The 23,150-nt window shown below is 47.5% G+C and carries 17 protein-coding genes; 11 read left to right on the top strand and 6 right to left on the bottom strand.

Features of this window, described 5'->3' with window-relative positions; translation table 11 throughout:
• Positions 1 to 495: 495 nt before the first annotated feature.
• Together PH235_RS10925 and PH235_RS10920 are read left to right on the top strand one after the other, a co-directional pair.
• Entirely contained in the window at positions 496 to 1,662 is a 1,167-nt protein-coding gene (locus PH235_RS10925; protein ID WP_443080875.1) for a CapA family protein, read from the top strand.
• 275 nt (positions 1,663 to 1,937) lie between these two features.
• Entirely contained in the window at positions 1,938 to 2,597 is a 660-nt protein-coding gene (locus PH235_RS10920; RefSeq protein WP_272162372.1) for a hypothetical protein, read from the top strand.
• 83 nt (positions 2,598 to 2,680) lie between these two features.
• On the opposite strand, the gene PH235_RS10915 is transcribed toward PH235_RS10920, so the two are convergent.
• Positions 2,681 to 3,304: an HAD family hydrolase gene (locus PH235_RS10915; protein WP_272162371.1), complete on the bottom strand. Its 624-nt coding sequence runs from the start codon at positions 3,302 to 3,304 to the stop codon at positions 2,681 to 2,683.
• Between the two features lie 223 nt (positions 3,305 to 3,527).
• Here PH235_RS10915 and PH235_RS10910 point away from each other — a divergent pair, with 223 nt between their 5' ends.
• Both PH235_RS10910 and PH235_RS10905 read left to right on the top strand, forming a co-directional pair.
• Entirely contained in the window at positions 3,528 to 4,658 is a 1,131-nt protein-coding gene (locus PH235_RS10910) for a PfkB family carbohydrate kinase (RefSeq protein ID WP_272162370.1), read from the top strand.
• Positions 4,659 to 4,876: 218 nt separating this feature from the next.
• Positions 4,877 to 5,290, top strand: a complete 414-nt coding sequence (locus PH235_RS10905; RefSeq protein ID WP_272162369.1) for a universal stress protein — start codon at positions 4,877 to 4,879, stop codon at positions 5,288 to 5,290.
• A gap of 356 nt (positions 5,291 to 5,646) precedes the next feature.
• On the opposite strand, the gene PH235_RS10900 is transcribed toward PH235_RS10905, so the two are convergent.
• Entirely contained in the window at positions 5,647 to 8,706 is a 3,060-nt protein-coding gene (locus PH235_RS10900) for an AAA family ATPase (RefSeq protein WP_272162368.1), read from the bottom strand.
• Positions 8,707 to 9,840 carry an exonuclease SbcCD subunit D gene (locus PH235_RS10895; RefSeq protein ID WP_272162367.1) on the bottom strand — a complete coding sequence of 378 codons (1,134 nt, stop codon included), beginning with the start codon at positions 9,838 to 9,840 and terminating at the stop codon, positions 8,707 to 8,709.
• A 219-nt stretch (positions 9,841 to 10,059) separates the two neighbouring features.
• Between PH235_RS10895 and PH235_RS10890 the strand changes: the two genes are divergently transcribed.
• From PH235_RS10890 to PH235_RS10870, 5 genes are all read left to right on the top strand, one after another.
• Complete coding sequence (locus PH235_RS10890) at positions 10,060 to 10,845, top strand: SDR family oxidoreductase (RefSeq protein WP_272162366.1); 786 nt, start codon at positions 10,060 to 10,062, stop codon at positions 10,843 to 10,845.
• Positions 10,846 to 10,883: 38 nt separating this feature from the next.
• Positions 10,884 to 11,651, top strand: coding sequence for a carbohydrate deacetylase (locus PH235_RS10885; protein ID WP_272162365.1), 768 nt, complete (start codon positions 10,884 to 10,886; stop codon positions 11,649 to 11,651).
• 198 nt (positions 11,652 to 11,849) lie between these two features.
• Positions 11,850 to 12,503 (top strand): ABC transporter ATP-binding protein, encoded by a 654-nt coding sequence (locus tag PH235_RS10880; protein WP_272162364.1) that lies wholly within the window; start codon positions 11,850 to 11,852, stop codon positions 12,501 to 12,503.
• Between the two features lies 1 nt (position 12,504).
• The gene (locus PH235_RS10875) at positions 12,505 to 13,263 is read left to right on the top strand and encodes an ABC transporter permease (protein WP_272162363.1); all 759 of its coding nucleotides are present in this window, start codon (positions 12,505 to 12,507) and stop codon (positions 13,261 to 13,263) included.
• An 80-nt stretch (positions 13,264 to 13,343) separates the two neighbouring features.
• Positions 13,344 to 14,093 (top strand): acyl-[acyl-carrier-protein] thioesterase, encoded by a 750-nt coding sequence (locus PH235_RS10870; protein ID WP_272162362.1) that lies wholly within the window; start codon positions 13,344 to 13,346, stop codon positions 14,091 to 14,093.
• 260 nt (positions 14,094 to 14,353) lie between these two features.
• Here the strand turns inward: PH235_RS10870 and PH235_RS10865 are convergent, their stop codons facing one another.
• Positions 14,354 to 15,988 (bottom strand): ABC-F family ATP-binding cassette domain-containing protein, encoded by a 1,635-nt coding sequence (locus tag PH235_RS10865; protein ID WP_272162361.1) that lies wholly within the window; start codon positions 15,986 to 15,988, stop codon positions 14,354 to 14,356.
• A gap of 299 nt (positions 15,989 to 16,287) precedes the next feature.
• On the opposite strand from PH235_RS10865, the gene brnQ reads away from it, so the two are divergent.
• A complete protein-coding gene (gene brnQ, locus PH235_RS10860) occupies positions 16,288 to 17,634 on the top strand; it encodes a branched-chain amino acid transport system II carrier protein (protein WP_272162360.1) in 1,347 nt (448 codons plus the stop codon).
• Positions 17,635 to 17,690: 56 nt separating this feature from the next.
• On the opposite strand, the gene PH235_RS10855 is transcribed toward brnQ, so the two are convergent.
• Positions 17,691 to 19,832: an RNA degradosome polyphosphate kinase gene (locus tag PH235_RS10855; protein WP_272162359.1), complete on the bottom strand. Its 2,142-nt coding sequence runs from the start codon at positions 19,830 to 19,832 to the stop codon at positions 17,691 to 17,693.
• A gap of 51 nt (positions 19,833 to 19,883) precedes the next feature.
• A complete protein-coding gene (locus tag PH235_RS10850) occupies positions 19,884 to 21,422 on the bottom strand; it encodes a Ppx/GppA family phosphatase (protein WP_272162358.1) in 1,539 nt (512 codons plus the stop codon).
• A gap of 300 nt (positions 21,423 to 21,722) precedes the next feature.
• Between PH235_RS10850 and PH235_RS10845 the strand changes: the two genes are divergently transcribed.
• Complete coding sequence (locus tag PH235_RS10845; RefSeq protein WP_272162357.1) at positions 21,723 to 22,898, top strand: 3D domain-containing protein; 1,176 nt, start codon at positions 21,723 to 21,725, stop codon at positions 22,896 to 22,898.
• The last annotated feature ends 252 nt before the right edge of the window (positions 22,899 to 23,150 follow it).

Below are 23,150 nucleotides of genomic sequence, written 5' to 3'. Positions count from 1 at the left end.
TCCGAAGGAAGTGGTGGATGAATTCGATCAGATGGACGAAGGGGATCTGTTGGATGCTCCTCGCTTCACTTGTGAGAATTGCGGTGGAGAAATGTATCCTGAGTACTATAAAAGTACCCACGGAGTGGAATACAAACTGTCAGATTATCAAAAAAAATAATACAACTACACAAAAAAAGGCATCGGGATGGTTTTTCCCCGATGCTTTTCTTACTGTTCTCCGGCGTGGGGGGGCTTGTCCGGAGTTGAGGACCGCATTCTGATGGTCTTCTCCTGTGGGCAGAAGCCTCCTCGGAGAAGAGACAAAATATTACCGATCTGCTCCGGTGAAAGAAGCCTCGCCGGAGTTGCGAGAAAAATATGTACAGCCATTAAAAACACAGCATGGCTCTAAACGATTTTGTTCAAGTGACAAAGGCGAAAAGGTCCGGTATAATCAAATTGTCGAATATTGCGTAGAATTCCACCAGAAAGGGGAATGACATGAGGAGGAAAATGGTAGTGACATCGATGGTAGTACTGGGTTTATGGGGGTGCGCGGATGAACCGGATACGGTTTCTGAAGTTGTATCTGGGGACGCCTCTTCCGAACAAAACGATGCAGTTTCCGAAAATGAAGAGGAAAAAGTGATTTCCTTCATCGGAGTCGGGGACAACCTGATCCATGATTCCATTTTCCAGGATGCGGAACTGGCGGACGGCACTTATGATTTCAAGTTCATCTACGAGAACGTGGCGGAGGATATTAAAGAAGCCGACATTGCTTTTCTGAACCAAGAAACGATCAGCGCAGGCGATGATTATCCCTATTCCGGCTATCCGGCATTCAATACACCGCCCGAAATCGCCCAGGACATGAACGATCTAGGCTTTGATTTGGTCAACGGCGCAACGAACCATGCACTGGATTATGATTATCCCGGAGCCCTCAATTCTCTGGCAGTCTGGAATGCACAGGAAAACGTTGTCTACGCAGGCATTTATGAGAGCCAAGCGGACCGTGATGAAATCCGGACGATCGAAAGGGAAGGCGTCACGTTCTCTTTCTTGACCTATACTTACGGGACGAACGGTATTCAGCCCGACACCTCCTATCGTGTTGCCTATTTTGATGAAGAGCAGATTCGTCAGGATGTGGCCAATGCCAAAAATGTCAGTGATGTCGTCATCGTTTCGGCTCACTGGGGTGATGAAAATACGCAGGAAGTCAATGAGATGCAGCGCACTTATGCACAATTGTTCGCTGACTTGGAGGTCGATGTAGTCATCGGTACCCATCCGCATATCCTGCAACCGATCGAGTGGTTGACAGGCGCGAATCAAAATCAAACACTTGTGGTCTATTCACTGGGGAATTTCATCGCGCATTCATTGACGGATTACAATACGCTCGGGGGCATGGTGACTTTTGATTTTATCGTGGCCGATGATGATAAAGTGACCGTCGAAAATGTCCAATTCGAGCCTACCGTTTCGCATTATGTGGCGGACCCGGGAAATGTAGAGAACACAAGGCGTGATTTCAAAATTTATAAATTGGAAGATTACTCGGAAGGGTTGGCTTCAGAGCACGGGTTGAATGGCTATGAAGGTTTGGAAATAACCCCGGATAATTATCTTTCCATCGCGAAGAACGTCATCCCTGCAGAAATGTTGGAGTGATCAAAGAATTACAGTAAACGGCACTTACTGATATATGTTGTCTATGTTGTTCAAATAAAATTTCTGGTGGTAATTTTTTTTCCGGGAATCATGTGGATGTTACAGAAGCTCTCGTAGTTCATTTTTTGTGGGGTTAGGAACTTTATTTTTACGAGAAGACGCTCTAGCATAGGGCGTCTTTTTTACTGATGCTATCCTTTGTGAAACGACCTGAATGATGTTAAGATGAGATTGAAAACGATAACAGTTTCTTTGTGATATTAGGGGGATGCACTATGGATAAAGAAGTTCATCAACTGATCGAAATCGCTGAAATTGCGATGCAGGCGAATGACTTTGCTCATGCTGAGAAAAAATACATCGATGCTTTATATTTGTTGGATGATCCTAAATCGGAAGAATATCAAAAAGTCGTAAATAAGCTGGCGAAGTGTTACGCTGCGCAGGAAAATTTTGCTGGAGCGAAAGAGTGCCTCGAGGAGCTTTTATTTTATGCGAAAAAAAACAAAGACCTGGAGAAGGAAGCCGAGTATCTGCATGCCTTGGCGGTGAATACCCGTTCCTTGGAAGAATATGATTTGGCGTCTCTGATGTGTGAGGAAGAAATCACTTTCCGGCTGACACATTTTCCAGACGATTATTGCGGGTTAGCGCGAAGTTATCATGAAGCAGCCGTGTTATCCTTGCTGCAACGGAATCCAATGAAGGGCAAAGTTAATCTGGACAAGGCAAAACAATATGCTGATAAATCCGAAGATGAGGAATGTCAGGCCGGCATCATGCGCGGGCTGGGTGATTATCATTTCACCTTGAATGAATTGGAAAGAGCCCGGGATTCCTATCTAGAAAGCCATGCCTTATACATGAAAAATAAAAATGAAGAAGCGGCAGATGAATTGCTGGCAAGGCTGAAGCGCGTTGAGGACGCAGGGTGAGAACAGTGATAGGCAGCTTTGGACCGCACAAATCCATTCTTATAACGAAAAAAAGCAACCCGTTTCCAGGTTGCCTACATTTTCTAAAGAATAGATAAAATATCTGAAGGTGTCTTGAAGATGTGATCGGCATCGAATCCTTCTGCCGTATGCGATCCCCATTCTGCCAATCCGAATGCAACAGCGGCATTGCGTGCGCATTGGTTGTCGTAAATGGAATCCCCGATGTAGATGGCTTCATTTTCGGCAACGCCTAATCTGCGCAGGCATTCCGTCAAAGGCTGCCCGGAAGGTTTGTGTTCCTCCGTATCGCTGGATGTGATGATGACATCAAAATAATCATCCAAACCGTAGGGTGTGATGTTCAGCTCGTAGCTCTCTTTTGTCTTTGAGGTGACAATGCCCAACAGATGATTGTTTTCCTTTAAATAGCGCAGCGTATCTTCCATTCCGGCAAAAATACTCACGCTGTCCGCATATGTTTTCGACTGCGCACTCCACTTCGGATGCAGATTCGCAGCTTGTTCGGGTGTGAAGCCCAAAGATTGCAAGCCTTCCATACCCGGAATGCCGAAAATCGTACGCATGTCTTCTGGTGTGGCAGGTCGGCCGGCGTGTTCCTGAAGGACATCATCCAGACCTCTGAAGATGGAATCTTCGGTATCCACAATCGTACCGTCGACGTCAAAAATAAATGTATGAATCATTTGAACAGCTCCCTTAAAATAGTTCCTGTCATTATAACACAGCTTTGAATGGTAATAAAACAACACTGAATGATGCAAAGGCATTAAAAAAAGGTTACAATGTGCCGTGTTCGTTTGGCAATAGCGTTCATTGGTTATATACTATACCTTTAGGAGCATGCAATGTTGCTAAAAGAATTAGGTCGGCGTTGCCGAGTTTTTATAGAGTAAGGGGAATTGAAACATGGCTTTAAATGACAAAGAATCAAGAATACTGAGCTACATAAAGGAAAATCCTTTCATTTCGCAGCAAGATTTAGCTACAAAGATTGGCCTGTCACGTCCCGCAGTGGCGAACATCATTTCCGGCTTAGTGAGACGGGGATACCTTTTGGGTAAAGCCTATGTCATCAATGACACACGACCGATTGTATGCATCGGTGCTGCCTGCATTGATCGCCGCTATTTTGTGGAAGGTGGTCTGATTCATGGACAATCGAACAATGTCACCTCTCAGACTTCAATCGGCGGGGTTGCTCTCAGTATCGCTGAGAATTTGGGGAGGCTGCAGGAAGACGTCGTGATGCTGTCTCTGGTCGGCGACGATGCAGAATGGCATACGATCGAAGAATCCATGCGCCCATTGATGAAGACGTCCGAAGTGGAAATGGTCCCTGGCTTTTCGACAGGCACTTTTATGGAAGTCATCGATGAAAGCGGAAAAATGATTATTGGATTAGCAGAGATGGATATTTATGAATACATGCAGCCAAAATGGTTGTTGAAACATCTGGCAACATTGAAGCGGGCGAAGACGATCATCATCGATTCGAATTGCCCGAAAGAAAGCGTGGAGCACTTGCTTGAAATCGGCGCGAAGTACAATATCCCGGTCGCCCTAGTCAGCGCATCCTTGCTGAAGCTGTATAATATCCCGGAAAATCTGAAGGGTTTGAAACTGCTCATCACGAAGCATGACGAAACCGAGAAACACTTCGGGATTGAAATCAAGGATGACGCCTCATTGCGGGAAGCTTTGCAGCTTTGGATGGACCAAGGGGTGCAGCATGTCATCATCACCAGAAACAGTCAGAGCGTCGGATATGCCAGCGAAAAATATGGCATGCACGTCTACGACCTGAAGAACAGCGAAAAAGACAGCGACACCTACATCTGGGGAACGAACGAGGCGCTTTGTGCCGGCATCGTTTATTCCTACTTGAGGACTGATGATATTACGGAAATGATCCAGACTGGTTTGGCGAATGCTGTCATGTCGTCAAAATCCGCCTACAAAGTTCGGCCCAATCTTTCCCAATCAGTGTTGCGTAAGGATGTCAAAGAAATCGGTAAGTTGGAAAGCAGAGAAATTTAAATAGACAAGAGCTTTCAAGTCTAGCGAAATGCAGCTATCCAACAAGGTGATATTTGTTGGAGTAATAAATAACCAAAAAGAGCCTGCCACCCGGGCTCTTTTTGGTTTGTAAATTTATCAACCGAAGTACGGCTAATCTTTTGTTTCTTCCGTAAGTATAGTAAAATAAGAGTAAGGAAAGCGTTTTCTGGTTGATTATTCCAAAGGAGTGAGTTTGAATGGTTCAGTATAAAAACATATTGATCCCAGTGGACGGATCGGAGGCTTCAATCAAGGCGTTCAAACAAGCGGTCCATATCGCTGAAAGGAACGATGCCGCGCTTTATCTTATTGCGATACTGGATAAAAAAGATAATGCTGAAGAAGCCGCACAACTGCAGAAGGATAAGGACTCTTTATTCGATGAATTGGACAGATACGCGCGGGCAAACGGGGTCGCGGTGCACAAGGAAATGCGCTCAGGAAATGCCAAGGAAATGATCGCGAAGACGCTTGTGGAGGAATGGAATTGTGATTTGATTGTAATGGGTGCGACCGGTAAGGGAACCATCGCAAAATTGGTGGTCGGTTCGGTGACGAATCATGTCATCAAACATGCGCCGTGTGATGTATTAATTGTAAGGAAAAATTGATCAGACGCTTTTGAACCAACGAATCAGGAGACGCAAAAAAAGTCCAGTTACGTAAACGTAGCTGGACTTTCCTTTTTTTGAGAAAGTATAAGGTATTTTCGAACCTAAGCGTGTATCAGCAGATTTGTTTTATAAATTGGTAAAATATTCCATGCATCCCAAAACATTTGCTAGCTTCACGGGTTAGCCCCTCGGTAATTAGATAAATCTGACCCATTGCGCTCTTCGATGCTCATTTGCATGGGAGTCTTAGGGATTCATCCCTTAGACTCCCAGTATAAGGTGACCGTAGGGAACGTTGCGAGGCCAGATTTCCTAAATTTCTTTCAGGGCTGATCGAACCCGTTCCGCTTTTCTTAGAGGATAATTTTTGCGGTACTGCCTTCCGCTGTGCGGTCGATTTCGATGTGGACTGGTATCCGCGTCTTTAGTTCCTCGACGTGTGAGATGATGCCGACCAGACGTCCGCTGCTGTTCAAGGAGAACAACGCTTCGATTGCGGAATCCAATGATTCGGGATCCAGAGAACCGAAGCCTTCATCGATGAACAGCGTATCTATCTGGATGCCCCCGCTGCGGCTCTGCATCACGTCGCTGAGTCCAAGGGCGAGCGCAAGGGATGCCTTGAAGCTTTCCCCTCCCGATAACGTTTTGACGCTGCGGGTTTGGCCGGTGTAATGATCGAATACATCGAGATCCAGACCCTTGGCTCCGGCACCTTTTCCTTTGTCTTCCTTGCGCAACAACAGATAGCGGTTGTTCGTCATTTGCTGGAAGCGCAGGTTGGCGGCTTCGATGATTTCTTCATAGTAGATTGCCAGCACATAGCGTTCGAAGGAAATGTAGTCGGTTTCTTTGGTACCGTTGGCGATGTCCGACAAGGTCCTGTATTTCTGGTAATCAGCAATGATCTGCTGCTGCTTTTTGTAGATTGCAGCGATTTCTTGGGCTGCTTTTCTGAGCATTTGGATGTCGCCTGCGAGCTGATCTTTTTGCTCTTCCGACTCGCGAATGGCATTGTCGAGAAGCACTTTTTGATCGGCACAGGCAGCGATTGTCTGATCTGGATCCAGTGCTGCTGCGGCTTTCCTTTGATCGCGCAAACGGGTCGCAGTGACATTCAGGTCGTCTTCATGACTGCGGATTCGTTTCTGGATGTCCAGAAACAGTGACTTATCCAATATCAGCTGGTTGAAAGGTTCTTCCAGACCGGCAGTAGCCAGCACCGTTGCGTATATCGTCTCAGCATCCAACAAAGCAGTTGTGGCTTCCTCTACCTGAGCTGAGTAGGTAGTCCGGTTGGCAAGGCAGACAGCAAGCTGTTTCTCGAGTTCGGTCAGCTCGCTTTTCAGTTTGTTGTAGTCGCCTGTGCAAGTATCAATCTTTTCGTTGAGCTGCAGGATTTCTTTTTGCACGGTTGCGAGGTCCTTGTCGCCCAAAACTTGTTTTTCCTGGTCGATATCGGCCAACAGGTCCCGGGAAAGGGTTTCGTTCAAGAGCAACGTTTGCTGAAGGGCAATACGGTTCTGGTCGATCGCCTGCAGCTTCGCTTCGATGTCGCTTTGCACCTTTACGAGGGCATCTTCTTCATCAAGCACCTTCTGCATATTTTTCATTTCCAAGAGGATTGCATTTTCCGACGCGATCTCCGTATCGCGTTTTTCTTGCTGCTCTTGTTTGTAGATTTCGAAAGTTTCAGCTGGGACGGCGAAATCATCGAAGAGATCAGTCAGCTGTTTTCGGATGCCGGTAAGTTCGGCAGTTGCCTGTTGGTACTCCGCATAGGCCTGATTCCGTTTTTTCTCCAGTAACTCCCGGTCCTGATCCGAAAGGGTGTCCGCCGTTTTTTTCGCGGGTGCGGGATGGTGTGTTGAACCGCAGACAAGGCAAGCCTCTCCGCCCACCAACTGCTCGGCTAAGATGCCGGCGATGTTGCGGTTGTAGAGGAGGGTTTCATCCTTGAACTGTTTATCGATCGCAATATATGCTTTTTCCAGAATCAGGAATCGCTCGCCTTTTTCAAGTTGTTCAGTCAACAATTTTTCGGTTTGGACGATCCTTTTGTGGAGCTGGTCGTATTGCTGCACGTTCATTCTGCACACGTTCAATTGCTCTTGAATGATGGAAAAATCCTTTTGGGCTTGTTGCACTTCCGCAAGCTTCTGCTGGCACTGCTCCTGTTTTCCTTTTTGTACATTCTTGAGTTCCGCATGTTTCTGCAGTTCTTTCGTGGCATCTTCGCACGCTTTCTGGCAACCCGTCAGTTCTTTTTCTTTCTTCGCCAATGCGACAAGCTGTTTTTCCTGTTCCTTCCCGGCGTCGACCTGCTCACGCAAGCCTGGAATCAGGGAAAAGGCAAGTTCAGCCGCTTCGAACGCTGGTTTTTTGTCGCATGAAGCCTGATTCAATTGGTCGAAAAGATCGTCATTTTGTTTGGCTTGATCCTGTTTTGCAGCCCTGTTTGTGGATGTTGCAACGCACAGCAATCTTTTTTCCTCGGCTTTGACGGCTTGTTCATGGCGTTCCAATTGCTGTTTCCATCCGAGGACAGACGATTCCTCTTCCTCAAGAATTTTGAGCCGTGCCTCCAGCTGTGCGATATCTTCCAGCAATTTGATGGTATCGGAAGCGGATTGGCTTTGTGACCGCAAATCTGTGAGCTGCAGTTCTTTGGCGTTGCGTTCTTCTTCGAGGGCCGCCAACAGTTCCGCGATCCGAACGAGGATGCGCTCGGTGTCCTGCAAGATGAGTACCTCCTGCAGGGCGTCATCGCTGATTCCGGAGGCAAACGAGTAGGCGGTCTGCAGCGAATCCTGGGCGGAAGTCGCTTGGCTCTGGAGCGATTTGGCTTTTTCCTTCAGCTCCTCCTGGAAGCTTTTCAAAATTTCGGTCCCGAAGATGTTCCGGAAGATGGTCTCTTTTTCATTGCTGTTCGATTCCAGCAGTTTCTTGAATTCCCCTTGCGGCAGCATGACGATCTGTTTGAACTGCTCGTAGTTCAAGGAAAGCAGTTGCTCTATCTCCGCATTGGCATCGCGCGCTTTCGTCGTCACGGTGTCGTCATGGTAGAAGGCCACATCAGCCAAAAGATTGATGATTTTCCCGCTCTTTCCGGGACCCAGCTGGGCAGGGGAGCGCCTGACTCGGTAAATCTTCCCGTTGTATTCGAACGTCAGATCGACGTAGCAGATTGCCTCTTCCGTGGCGAACTGGGACTTGAACGTGTCCTTTTCCCGACTGCTGCCGCTGGCGACGTCGTAAAGTGCATAGGCAATGGCATCGAAAATCGTGGTTTTGCCGGCACCCGTAGGCCCGCTCACCAGGAACAGCGTCTGGTTCTGGAATTGCGTGAAGTCCAATACGATTTTTTCTTTGTATGGCCCGAAGGCACTCACTTCTAATCTCAAGGGTCTCATCTAATCTTTCCTTCCCAGAGCGGCAAAGACATCCGCAACGATTTTTTGACCGGATTCATCCAATTCTATGGCGCGGTATTGCTCATAAAAATCCTTGAACAGATCCGGGTATGACAACTGTTGGAGATCCTCGCGGTTATGCTGTAGGGCCACCGATTCGGTTTCTCTACGGCTGACGTATTCGAGGCCCATCGCGTGTGGATAGCGACGGCGCAATTGATTCATCGCATCCAGTACATATTCCGTATCCTCCAGTTCAAAAAACAGGTAATCGTCGGATTGGCCGTTCATCAACTCGGAAAACGTGCTTCTGATCGTGCGCATATCGCGCAGTGGCTTGATGCGGAGGGGTTCGATCTCCAATTTACCTTTTTCTATCGTTACGATGCTCGTCTGCTTTTGATGCGGGGCTTCCGATTTTGAATACTTCAGAATCGAGCCGCTGTAGCGGACTTTGTCGTTTTTGACTTTCTGGGCTTTGTGCAGATGGCCCAGAGCGACGTAATCAAAGTCCTCGAACAGCGAAACGTCCACATATTCGGATGTGCCGATGCTGAGCGGACGTTCGGAATCGGATGGCTCGCTTGTGTCGTTTCCGGCTTGGATCACATAGCCGTGTGCGATGAGGATGTTCACTTCATCCGGGTTCATCGTTGCTTTGACGGTCGCCAATTGCGCACGAACGGCATCCTCCATATTTTTGATTGTGTCGTCCTGAAGCGTTTCGCGGACATAGACATGGTCAGCGAAGGGCAGCAGATAGAAATTGGTTTCCTCGAAAGCAACTTTTCGGATGGCCTCCTTCTTCAGGGTTCCTTCTATGTAAAGGCGACTTTCGGCCAGCAGATCGGCGGCATATTCGATCCGCTCGTTGCTGTCGTGGTTGCCGGCGATGACAAACACAGGCACGCCCAATTCCTTCACCATCCGGGTCAGTGTCCGGTTGGCCAGCGCCACCGCTTCTTTCGGGGGCAAAGCGCGGTCGTAAAGGTCTCCGGCCATGATGATCGCATCGATATCTTTTTCTTTGAGTGTTTCAATCAGCTTCATCAAGTAATGGCGCTGATCGTCCAGCATGGAAAAATCATTGACGATTTTGCCGAGATGCCAATCAGCTGTATGCAGTATTCTCATGGGAAAGTCTCCTGTCCATCGGTTAGTATTTTGTAATAAATAAGTTGGGCATACCTTATCGGTAAGGCAAATAAGTTCATCTACCATTATAACAGACTATTCTGGAGGCTAGCAGGGACAAATGCAGTGGAGTGAGTGAAATGCTAGTGATGTGGACGCTTTTGGTCTATAGTAGGGGTATGAGATCAGGATAGCAAAGCAGTTGAAGGAGGAGCCGAAATGGATCTGGGGTTAACGAACAAAGTGGCATTGGTCATCGCTTCGAGCCAAGGGTTGGGCAAAGCGGTGGCGAAGGAACTAGTCAAAGAAGGCGCGCACGTCATGCTCACAAGCAGAAGCGAAGACAAGTTGGCTGAGGTGAAAGAAGAACTGGAAGCCTTGCATGGCGGAAAGGTCGCTTATTTCCCTTGCGACATCACCAAAAATGAGGATATCCAGAAACTGGTGGTAAGAACGCATGAAGTGTTCGGGAAAATCGATATTTTGTTGAATAATGCAGGCGGTCCTCCAAGCGGGAAATTCGATTCCTTTTCCGATGAGGCGTGGCAACAGGCTTTCGAATTGAACCTGTTGAGCTATATCCGGATCATCCGCGCAGTATTGCCCGATTTGCGCAAAGAGGGCGGGCGCATCGTCAATATCGCTTCGATTTCGGTGAAGACGCCGTTGCCGAATCTGGTGCTTTCCAATACGTTCCGGAACGGCATCGTCGGCCTGAGCAAGACGCTTGCCGATGAATTGGCGCCCGACAACATCCTCGTGAACGTCGTTGCGCCAGGGAAAATCGCAACCGATCGCCTGAAATATCTGAATGAAGCGAATGCAAAGGCGAAAGAGCTGCCATTGGCGGAAGTCGACAAGAACGCAATCGCAGGCATTCCTTTGGGCCGCTACGGTACACCGGAAGAATTCGCGAAAGCCGTCGTTTTCCTTCTTTCCGATGCGAATACGTACATCACCGGCAGCACACTATATGTGGATGGTGGGGCAGTCAAAGCGATTTGAAGCCGAACCGCCATCCGAAACAGACAGGAGAATGAACTATGGGACAAGTAATCATCAACGCAGACGATTTTGGTCTCACAAATGGCGTGAACTACGGCATCATCGACAGTTTTTTATACGGCATCACCACCTCGACGACCTTGCTGGCGAACGGAGCCGCATTTGATCATGCAGTGGAATTGGCATCCGAACATCCGGATTTGGAAATCGGCGTCCATCTGAATTTGACGCTCGGGAAGCCTCTATTGCCTGATGCAGACAGCATCAGTGCCAATGGGCGTTTCCACACCAGGGAATACGTGCAGCAGCATGCGGCTTCGTTGGATTTGGATGAAGTCTATGCGGAGTGGCATGCGCAGATCGAAAAGGTGCGCAAGGCTGGCATCAAACCTTCGCATTTGGATTCGCACCACCATGTGCATATGCTGGAGCCGCTCAACAAAGTCATCCTGTCGTTGGCAATCCAGCACGATTTGCCGATTCGGGATCACTTTGAAGGCAGCCATGGGGTGTTGCACACGGATCGCCAATTTGACCTCGGCTTCGCTGCTGAAAAACCGCAGGCCGAATTGGGGATGAGCGTGATGGAAAAATTGGATGACATCATGGCCGTCCTGGAAAAAGCGGACACATCGGTTGAATTGATCGTCCATCCGGGCTATGTCGACGCAAGTCTGGAACGCGTGAGCAGCCTGCAGAAGGACCGGGCCTACATGGCGGAATTTTTGATGAATTCCGATTTTGCGGATCGGATTCGGGAAGATGAAGCAATCCAGTTGATTTCGTATGCTGAATTAAAAGAATAATGATTCTTGTGATAAAAGGCAGTCCCATTCAGGGATTGTCTTTTTATATTTATTACTAAATTATAATAATTATCATTAACAAAAATGCAGCAAACAGTGATAGAATATAGAAATGAAGCATAGCCGACCTGTGCAGCGATTTATTGGTGTTCGCAATGCCTTCGGCTGCAATTTGAATAATAAAGGAGCAATTTAAAAATGGCATTATTGGAAATGGAACATCTGAGTTTTGTGTCGGACGGCAAAGTCATTCTGGACGACATCACTTATTCGCTGGAGGAGGGTGAGTTCCTCTCGATAACCGGCCCATCCGGAAGCGGTAAAAGTACATTGCTGAAAATCATCGCGACAATCCTTTCGCGTACCGAAGGGGAAATACGCTACCAAGGCAAATCGCTTGATGCTTACGAGCCCACTGAATACCGCAAGGAGGTTTCCTACACGTTCCAGACACCCGTTTTGTTCGGAAAAACCGTCCGCGACAATTTGGCTTTCCCATATGAAATCCGCAAAAAAGAATTCGATGAAAAGAAAGCTGTCGCATATCTGGAGTCGCTCGGGCTGCCGAAGGAATATTTGGATAAAGAAATCAATACCTTGTCAGGCGGGGAAAAACAGCGTGTCGCTTTAATCCGCAACGTCCTGTTTCAACCAAAAATCCTCTTGCTCGATGAAGTGACGAGCGCCTTGGATGAAGCGAATCGCCAAATCATCTGGAAATGGCTTCAGGAAATGCGTGAGCATGCCGAGATGACGATCATCATGGTCAGCCATAACGAGGAAGAATCCAGCTTGGCGGATAAGAACATCCATATCGTTGCTGGGAAAATCGTAAAAGGGGAGGGTAACTAAGATGGATTTACAAGTCAGTCCAATCACGCTCATGTTGAGCTTTTCATTGGTAATGGTAGGAGTTTACATCTCTTACAAAGAAAAATTAGGCACGGCCAAAGACATTTTGTACAGCATCGCCAGAGCCGTTGTACAGCTGATTGCGGTAGGGTACGTTTTGACGTATCTGTTCAATGTGAACAATACAATCGTCACCTTGGCGATGGTTGCGGTCATCGTCTTCAATGCGTCATGGAATGCCCACAAACGCAGCAGCAGTATCCCTAATTCCTTGAAGATTTCATTGATCGCGATCTCTGCTTCAGCAATCTTGACATTATCTGTGCTTGTCCTGTCGGGGTCCGTCAAATTTATCCCTTCACAGATCGTTCCAATCACCGGAATGATAGCCGGGAATGCGATGACGACCATCGGCTTGTGTTACCGCAACCTGAATTCCTTGTTCCGCGATCAGCGCCAGCAGATTCTGGAAAAACTGTCCCTCGGAGCGACTCCGAATCAAGCGTCGCGCACCATCTTGAGGGAAACAATCAAATCAGGCATGCAGCCATCCTTGGATTCCGCCAAAACGGTGGGCATCGTCTCCTTGCCGGGCATGATGTCGGGTCTGATGTTTGCCGGTACGGTACCGATGACGGCCATCATGTATCAGATCATGGTGACTTTCATGCTGGTTGCGGCGACAAGCATCTCCTCCTACATCGCCTCTTTCCTGGCATACCGTGAATTCTACAATGACAGACAGCAACTGCGCGTCTGACGCTTCTCAGTTTTTTGGTTGGTCCGTTCTGAAAAGTATGGTATCCTTTCTATTATAAAATTGATTTTGGAGGGAAAACGTTGAGCGGATTAATCTATCGCAGCACCCATCGCGTCAAAGGCTATGAATGTGACATCACCGGTGAAATCACTTTGCCATCGCTCGTCAACCTGATGATGGACTTGTCGGGCCAACAAAGCGATTCACTCGGTAACACGAATGATCAGATGTCCGAAAGAGGACTCAGTTGGATAATCGTTCAGTACGACATGCAGATCGAACGCATGCCGCACCGAGGTGAAGAAATCATCCTGGAAACGGAAGCGATGAGCTACAATCGTTACTTCACCTATCGCCGCTTCCGGGCTTATGATGAAAGCGAACGACTGTGTGTGGAAGTGATGACGAACTTCGTCATGATGGATATCGAGACCCGCAAAATGGTCCAGATCCAAAAAAACTTGCTGACCGTCTATCAAGCCGATGAAATCCGGACGATGGTGCGCATGCAGAAGCCGATCCAACTGGAGCCGGAAAACCGCAAGGAACAGGATTTCCGCGTCAGATACCTGGATATCGACTACAATCGCCATGTCAACAACGCGAAATATTTCGATTGGATCATCAACACAATCGATCCGAAATTCATCATGGATCACCAGATGGCTGCCGTTACGATCAAGTACGAAAAAGAGGTCGAATACGGCAACAGCATCATCAGCGTCATGTCGACGAAAGATGCGGAGAACGGCGAAATCATCACCGCGCACCGCATCATGAACGGCGAAGACTTGGCCTGCGAAGCCCATATGATTTGGAAAAAAATTTAGAAAAGCGGAACGGGTTCGTTCAGCCCTGAAAGAAATTTAGGAAATCGTGCCGACTGAGCATCGTAGAGCGCAATAGGCACGATTTATCTAATTTCCGAAGGGCTTACCCGTGAAGCTAGCCAACGTTCTGGGATGCGTGGAATATTTTGCACCCCTGTAAAACACCAGAGGTGAGGCACTTTTGGAATTGAAATATTCTATTAAACAAAAAGAGGAACAACCCGAACGCTCGGTTTGTTCCTCTTTTTTTGGTACTGGTTTTATGCTTGTTCTTTATAAAGTGCGTTGATTCTTGCTTGAACGTCTTTATCTGCCAAGAAGTCTTCGTAAGTTGTTTCCATTCTGTCCACGACGCCGTTTGGAGTCACTTCGATGATGCGGTTCGCCGTAGTGTTGATGAACTCGTAATCGTGTGAAGTGAACAACAACGCGCCTTTGAAGGCGATCATGCCGTCATTCAAGGCAGTGATGGATTCAAGATCCAAGTGGTTCGTCGGATCATCCAATACCAAGACATTTGCTTTGGTAAGCATCATTTTCGATAGGATGATACGTACTTTTTCTCCCCCGGACAGGACAGAAACTTTCTTCATGACGTCTTCACCTGAGAACAGCATGCGGCCCAAGAAGCTGCGCAAGAAAGTATTGTCGTCCTCTTCTTTGCCTGCGAATTGGCGCAACCATTCCAAAATAGTGATGTCAGCAACCGGGAATTCGTTCGTGTGGTCCTTCGGCAAGTAGCTTTGTGATGTTGTGACGCCCCATTTGAAAGTACCGCCGTCAGCTTCCATTTCACCCATCAAAATTTTGAAGAGGGTGGTAGTAGCGATATCTTTGCGGCTTGTGAAAGCGACTTTATCGTTTTTGTTCAAAGCAAAGCTGATTTTGTCCAAAATTTTGACGCCATCGATTGTCTTGGAAAGGTTCGAAACGATCAGCAAGTCATTACCGATTTCGCGTTCCGGGGTGAAGCCGACGAAAGGATATTTACGGGATGATGGTTGAATATCATCCAATGTGATTTTATCCAAGGTCTTTTTACGTGAAGTCGCTTGTTTGGATTTCGATGCATTTGCACTGAATCGCGCAATGAAGTCCTGCAATTCCTTGATCTGCTCTTCTTTTTTCGAATTGGAATCGGCTGCCAGTTTAGAAGCCAATTGACTGGATTGCATCCAGAAGTCATAGTTACCGACATAAAGTTTGATCTTTCCGAAGTCAACGTCACACATGTGCGTACAAACCGTATTCAGGAAGTGACGGTCATGGGAAACAACGATGACGGTGTTAGGGAAATTGATCAGGAACTCGGATAACCATTCGATTGATTCTTTGTCCAAACCGTTTGTCGGCTCGTCCAACAGCAATACGTCTGGTTTGCCGAATAATGCTTGCGCCAGCAAAACTTTTACTTTTTGCGGCTCCAATAGGTCGCTCATTTGCTTGAAGTGCAAGTCTTCACCGATTCCCAAACCTTGCAAGAGGCTTGCAGCATCGGATTCGGCTTCCCATCCATCCAATTCGGCAAATTCGCCTTCAAGTTCGCCGGCTCTGATGCCGTCTTCCTCAGTGAAATCGGTTTTTGCATAGATGGCATTTTTTTCATCCATGATGGCATAAAGACGTTTGTGACCCATGATGACAGTGTCCAGCACTTGATGGTCTTCGAAACCATAGTGGTTTTGGTTCAGTACAGCTAAACGTTCATTTGGATCCATAATGATATCTCCGGTGGTGGGCTGGATGACGCCTGATAAAATCTTCAAAAAAGTAGATTTTCCAGCTCCGTTAGCACCGATGACGCCATAGCAGTTACCAGGGGTGAACTTTAGATTGACATTGTCAAACAGCTTGCGATCGGAAAATTGTAGGCTGACATTTGATACGGTAATCATTTTTTTACATTCCTCAATTCTTGTTTATAGTCAATTAATTCTAGCATATTCCTGAAAAAATAAAAGGATTTTACATACTGTTTACAAAAATCGAGTAAGATTATTTCTTTTGTGGCAATCGTTTGTGCTGGCTTGTTGTAATATTGCCGTTGTTTTGCGGATGACAACCAATGCTTGGAGGACGGATGCGAAAATGAGAAATTGGTAAGTTTTCTTTGGTTAGCGCTGCCAATTCTAGTAACGGGGGAAATGCCGTGATAGAATGAAAAAAATTGAAACAGAAAGTTGGCTGAGACTTAATGGATAAGAAATTATCGAATAAAGAATACATATACATAGGCTCCATGCTCTTCGGCTTATTTTTCGGTGCCGGCAACCTGATTTTCCCGGTCCATATGGGGCAATTGGCTGGCCAAAACTTGATTCCGGCGATAATCGGGTTTATCGTGACGGCTGTGGGCCTGCCGTTTCTGGGTATCGTGGCGATGGGTCTGTCAGGTAAAGAAAGCCTGCTGGAAATGGCGAGCAAAATCCATCCGAAATACGGCGTGTTCTTCACAGCGGCACTCTATCTGACGATCGGGCCTTTCTTTGCGACACCGCGTACCGCGACCGTCTCGTTCGAGGCAGCCTTTGCGCCATATCTGGATCCTTCAATGACGAAAATGGCGTTGTTCCTGTTCTCGTTGCTTTTCTTCGCGGCTGTGCTGTGGTTCTCACTGAAGCCATCGGAAATTTTGAAATGGGTAGGCAAGGTTCTGAACCCGATTTTCCTGGTTTTTCTTTCGATTCTGATCCTCTTCGGCTTTTTCGCGCCGATGGGTACAGCGGGTGAAATGCCAGTGGATGCGAGCTATCAGACAGGCGCATTCTTCAAAGGCTTTTTGGAAGGGTACAACACGATGGATGCTCTGGCTTCCTTGGCTTTCGGCATCATCGTCGTAACGACGATCCAAGGCCTGGGCGTCACAAAGCCAGCAACGATTGCGAGGGACACGATAAAAGCCGGAACGATCAGCATGTTGTTGATGGCTGTCATTTACGGTTCGCTGGTTTACTTGGGCGCAACGAGCCGTGGTGTTTTTGAAATAAGCGACAATGGCGGTATCGCTTTGGCGCAAATCTCAAACGAGTACTTCGGCATCTTCGGTGCTGTTCTGTTTGCGGTCATCATCACCGTTGCCTGTCTGAAAACGGCAATCGGGTTGATCACGGCGATCAGTGAAACATTTGTGCTTATGTTTCCTGACTCATTGGACTACAAAAAATACGTCTATCTTTTTACAGCCATTTCCTTCGGGTTGGCGAATCTGGGCTTGAGTCAGATCATCGCGTTTTCGATTCCGGTGTTGATGTTCCTTTATCCACTCGCGATCACTTTGATTTTGCTTTCGATCATGAGCAGCCTGTTCAATGACCGGACGATTGTCTACCAGATGACGACCCTGTTCACCTTGCCTTTCGCAACCATTGATTTCCTGAAGGCTTTGCCGCAAGGAATCAAGGACGCTGTCGGCATGGACGGTGTCATCGCCTGGACCGATTCAGCTATTCCTTTATCAGATATCGGAATGGGGTGGCTGATCCCATCCGTGATCGGTTTTGCGATCGGCTTGGCAATTTCGAAAAATAATAAATTAGCCTAATAATGGCAAAAAAAGAAGGTCAGGAGCGCAGCTCTTGACCTTCTTTTTTTCTGCTTTTATTTCTTGAATCTTCGTTGGATTTTTTTTAACCAGGAATCTTTTTCAGAAAGTATTGGGATTTCTTTTTCCTTATTAGCTAGTTCCATGAAATACTTTTGTGCATCCACAGCTGGCTTATCGTTACGGACGTGGCGATATGCCCCGTCAGGGTGCAGTTCGCGCGCTTTCGTGTTGTCGGCAAGGTAGACATCCATCAATGAAAGGATTTCCTTCTTGATGGCTTTGTCCAGGATCGGAAACTCTATTTCGACGCGCTTGATCATGTTGCGGGTCATCATGTCAGCCGAAGACAGGAAAAGATTCTCATCGCCGTTGTGATGGAAATAGTAGATCCGGCTATGTTCCAGGAAGCGGCCGACAATGCTGCGGACATGGATGTTCTCGCTGACACCCGGCACTTGGGGCTTCAGGCAGCAGATGCCGCGGATGATCAGATCAACCCGGACGCCGGCTTGGCTGGCTTCGTACAGTTTCATGATGACGCGTTTGTCGGTCAAGGAGTTCATTTTCGCGATGATATGCCCATTCCCGAATTGTTCATGCGAGGCGATTTCGTCGTCGATGTATTCAATGAAGGAATCACGGATTTCGAATGGGGACACGTGCAGGTGATTGTATTCCGGTTGATCGGAATAGCCGCTCAAGTAGTTGAAGAAGTTTGTGGCATCCTCGCCGATTTCCTTGTTGGCGGTGAAGATGGCCATATCGGTATAAAGTCTGGCTGTCTTGTCGTTATAATTGCCGGTAGCCAGATGGACATAGCGGACGATCCGGTCATGATGTTTCTTTACGACCATCGTGATCTTGCTGTGGGTCTTCAAGTGGGTCATCCCGTAAAGGACATGCGCTCCGGCTTCTTCCAATTCCTTGGCCCATTGCACATTGTTCTCTTCGTCGAAACGGGCTTTCAGTTCGACAAGCACGGTGACCTGTTTGCCGGATTCGGCTGCCGTCTTCAACCCTTCGATGATCGGCGAATCTTTGCTGACGCGGTAAAGGGTCTGCTTGATGGCGATCGTATCCTCATCTTCAGCGGCGCTCTTGATGAAATCAACGACCGGATCAAATGAATCATAAGGATGGTGCAAGAAGACGTCCTGCTTTTCGACCACATCAAAGATGTCTTTTCCTGAAAGATCACTCGGTGTGACCGGTGAGAAGCTAGGGTATACGTCATCCGGCGAAGCAATCGCCAGATGACGGGTCAATTTGCTGAGGAAAGTAAGATCCAACGGGCCATCGATCAGGTAGACATCGCGGTCGTTAAGATCCAGTTCTGTCTGCAGAAAGCGCACATCTCCCTGTAGTGAATCGATTGTATCGCGTGTATCGACTTCAAGGCGGACAGCCATTCCGTTTTTGCGCTTCTTCAGGTAATCCTGGATGACCACAAGCAGATCATCCGCGCCATCCTCATGCAATTCCAAATCCGCATTGCGGGTGATCCGGCAGCTGAAGCTGTTCGTGACGGTGAAGCCTTTGAATAAGGTGTGGATGAAATGGCGCACAACGTCTTCCAACAGGACGATGCCGATGTCGTTTTTGTCCTCATCCAACAAGATGAACCGTTGCAGCGGGGCGGGAACAGGCACGATTGCAACCCGGGTCGTGTCCTCCTTCTCCAAGTTGATGAAAATATGGATCAGTTTGTTGTTCAAGTTAGGGAAGGGGCGGTAGGCATCGATCCCTAGCGGCGTCAAAGCGGGAAAAATTTGCTCGTGGAAAGTTTCTTCTATGACCGCGAATTCACTTTTGGAAAGATCGCTGATTTTTTTGATGCGGACATTTTTTTCAGCCAATTTATTCAAAAGTTCAAAATAGTACTCGTATTGTAAGGCGATGTTATCGTTATTTTTATCGGAAATGGCAGACAACTGTTCAATAGGTCTCATATCGGTTTTGGTGTCGGTCAAATGATAGCCAAGTTTGAACTGATCCTGTAATCCAGCAACCCGAACCATGTAGAATTCATCAAGATTGGAACTTGCTATGGATAAAAAGTTCAGCTGTTCAAGCAAAGGGTTTTGAGGATCTTTCGCTTCCTCTATGACACGTTTGTTGAAGTCCAGCCAACTCAACTCTCGATTGAAATAATAATCTGCATGAGCAAGATTGGGTTTACTATCTGATTCCATCATATTGCACATCCGTTCATTCGATTTATAAGCTTTATTTATAGCATATATTTGTTAAATTTCTGTAAATATAATGTTAAGTTTGCCGCTCAGCAGACGCTCGATATGTTTGCGTTGGCGCTCGGCACGATACTCTTCGGCAAGGATGTCACCTTTGTAATAGAGCACCAGGTCGTGCCCGTTTTTTGTCTTATTGATTTTGATATCCCGGATGACTTCCATATGGGAGTCGTTGATGGCATCGGCGAACTTGATGATGCCGCCCAGTGATTGCAGCTGATCAATCTGGGTCACGGTGTACCACTCCGTATAGCCCACCAGATATTGGTTGACGAGCGACCGGTTTTTGAAGCTGGCCAATAAAGCGATGCTTACCCGTTCCTTGTGGCTGATGCCATCCAAGTCGCTGTTGGAAATGATGTAGAAAGTATGCTGCGAACTGGCGCCGGTCTCGACGAATTGACCCAGATAATAAAGATAGCTTCCGAAATGCAACAGTTTTTCCAAATCCGGATTCTTGTCAAAAATACCCAGTCGGCACAATTCCTCATACAGCATATCGACCAATTTCACTCTTTGTTGCGCGACGTGCGCTAAGGTGTGGTAGCTGGCGGCCAATCTGCTGACCGTTTGAGCCGCTATGTTGAAAGCGCTGAAGGCTTTATTTTCGTATTTGTTGTTGAGGAATTCCATCACGATGCCTTCGCGCAAGCCTTTATTGCTGAACAGGAATACTGGGGCCTTCACTTCATCGAAGAGGGTATTGAATACCACGTTCGCCGGTATGATCAGATCGGTACGATCCCGGCTCAGACCATCCAGATTCTGCAGTTGCGGGATGCTCAATGACTGGAACAAATCCACTGTCCGTTGGAGATCATTTCGGTACATGCGGTAACCGTGCACGCCCGCTAACCGATAATTGACTTGGCGTTGGTGGACATTTGCGATGCTGCGGGCAGAACCGCCCATAGCTACGATCGGCACTTGTTTCTTGCTGAGCCATTTGATCGATTTGAACTGTTCCTTCACAAATTCCTGCATCTTCTTTATCGCTTTCGGGTCATTGTGTTCCTTGCCGTCGAAGAATATCTGCTTCAATGTCACGACCCCAAACGGGAAGCTGTGGTATTGCAGGAGTTCTTTATTCTCATAGTAAGTGACTTCGGTGCTGCCGCCACCGATGTCGATCGTGATGCCGCTGGGGGATTGGGTTGTATGCAGAACGGCATAATTCCCATAAAAGGCTTCTTTTTCTTCCGGCAACAACAGCATTTCGATGCCTGTCTTCTTGCGCACTTGCGCCATGATATCGTCGCGGTTGGTGGACTGGCGGATAGCCGCTGTCGCTACCGGCATCAGCGTGCTGACTTGGTACTGGTCAGCTACCGATTTGAAACTTTTCAGGACTTTGATGAGGACATCGATCCCTGCTTGGGACATCTTTTTCTTTTTGTCCAAATACTGAAACAGTCTTGCGGGGGTCTTGATATTCTGGACTTGGAACATCGTAAAATGTTCATCGATTTCAAAGATGACCAAACGGATGGTGTTGGATCCGATATCGATTAAGCCTATTCTCTCTAATAACATGAGCGTCTCCTTCTGAATCCCGGATCTTCCAAGATTCCTCACTTTCCATTTTACTGGAATTCGGTAAGTTTGTCATAAAATTATCTTTTGATGTTGCCGATTTTGGCAAGAAAACATGGATTTTTGTTACGGTCGGGAATCTTATGTTACAGATAGGTTACAAAACTACCCGTTATAAGGCAAAATAAATATCGGATGAATCATTTGATACGAAACAGTAAAAGGAATGCAACCCTTCGTCAAGGGAAATTCGATATAATAAAGGAGCATTTTCCAACGAGAAAAGAGAGGCGTGAGATTTTGAATCATAGAAAGCGTATAGGGAAACTGATGTTGGCCGGCTTGGCAGCAAGTCTGACCCTTTCCATTACACAAGTTCAAGGTTCCACCTTAGATACCTTAACCCAAGAAGAAAAACAGACGGAAGCCCAAATCGCTTCTGTGGAAGTGACAATCGGCGAAACACTAGCGTCGATCAACCTGAAGCAAATGGGGATCGATGACCTGAAAGCACAGATTGTTGCGACTGAAGAAAGCCAAATCGAAACAAAAGCAGCTATCGAAGCGCAAAAAGAAGTGATCGCTTCGCGGAAGGAACAACTGAAAACACGGCTCGTTGCCTTGCAGACATCTGATGCAACGAAGAACCAAGTATTGATGTTGCTGGATTCCGAAAATTTTGCTGATTTCGTCAATAGGGTATATATAGTGGGTCAATTGCAGGCTGCCGATAATGAGCAGCTCGAAGCTGCCATTTCCGAAGAAGAGAAACTGGCGGCATTGGAAGAACAGTTGGCTCTTGAAATTGAGACAGTCAAAGCTGCAGAAAGCCGCCTGAATTCCGAATCCACTGCGTTGGCTGAAGAATTGACTTCTTTGAAAGGCATCCTATCCGAAAACCAAACTGTGTTGTCCCAAGTGAAAACGGAGTATGCGGATGAAGCTGCCCGTTTGGCTGCCGAAGAGGCCCAAGCAAAAGCTGATGCAGTTGCAGCCAAAGCGGCGGAAGAGCAGCAAATTGCAGAGGCGAGTAGCGCTGCTGCGGTTGCTGCGGTTGCTGCGGTTGCGCAATCTGCATCATCCGTGCAAGCACCGGTTAGCCAAATCACAGACAGTTCCGTTGCTGCAGTTGAGGCCGCGCCAATCGTGACTGTTACTACTCCGACTGTGACGGAAACACCTGCTGCGCAGGGGAAAACATTGGTCGTATCGGCAACAGCCTATTCGCGCCACGAAGCGGGCCTATCCAATTTTACCGCTACGGGCATCGACTTGTCGATCAATCCGACGGTCATTGCGGTCGATCCTTCCGTGATTCCACTGGGAAGCTTAGTCAGCGTACCGGGCTACGGCATCGCGATTGCCGGGGATACCGGTGGAGCGATCATAGGAAACAAAATTGACTTGCATATGGAAGACCTGAACGCCGCGCTTGCTTTCGGCAGACAGACTTTGACGATCACGATACTACAATAAAAATAAAGAATCGGGCTATCTCAAAAAAAATTGAGATAGCCCGATTCTTTTTGATGGGTTTGTTAGCGAGTCTCCAAACTCTCCAAACTCTCCAACTCCGATGAAGCGAAGATTGGCCTGAGTTGAGGGGATGGAATCAATTGCTCCTCCGGCGAGCCTCCCTTCGTCGGAGGTCGCATCACGGTCGCAGTTTCAGCTCCGGCGAAGCCAAGGCTCCCCGGAGCTGCGGTGGTCCGTTCACGAGTTTCACGC

The sequence above is a fragment of the Trichococcus sp. K1Tr genome, from assembly GCF_028309625.1.
In the GTDB taxonomy this organism is placed as follows: domain Bacteria; phylum Bacillota; class Bacilli; order Lactobacillales; family Aerococcaceae; genus Trichococcus.
This window is presented reverse-complemented; position numbering and strand designations above follow the sequence as displayed.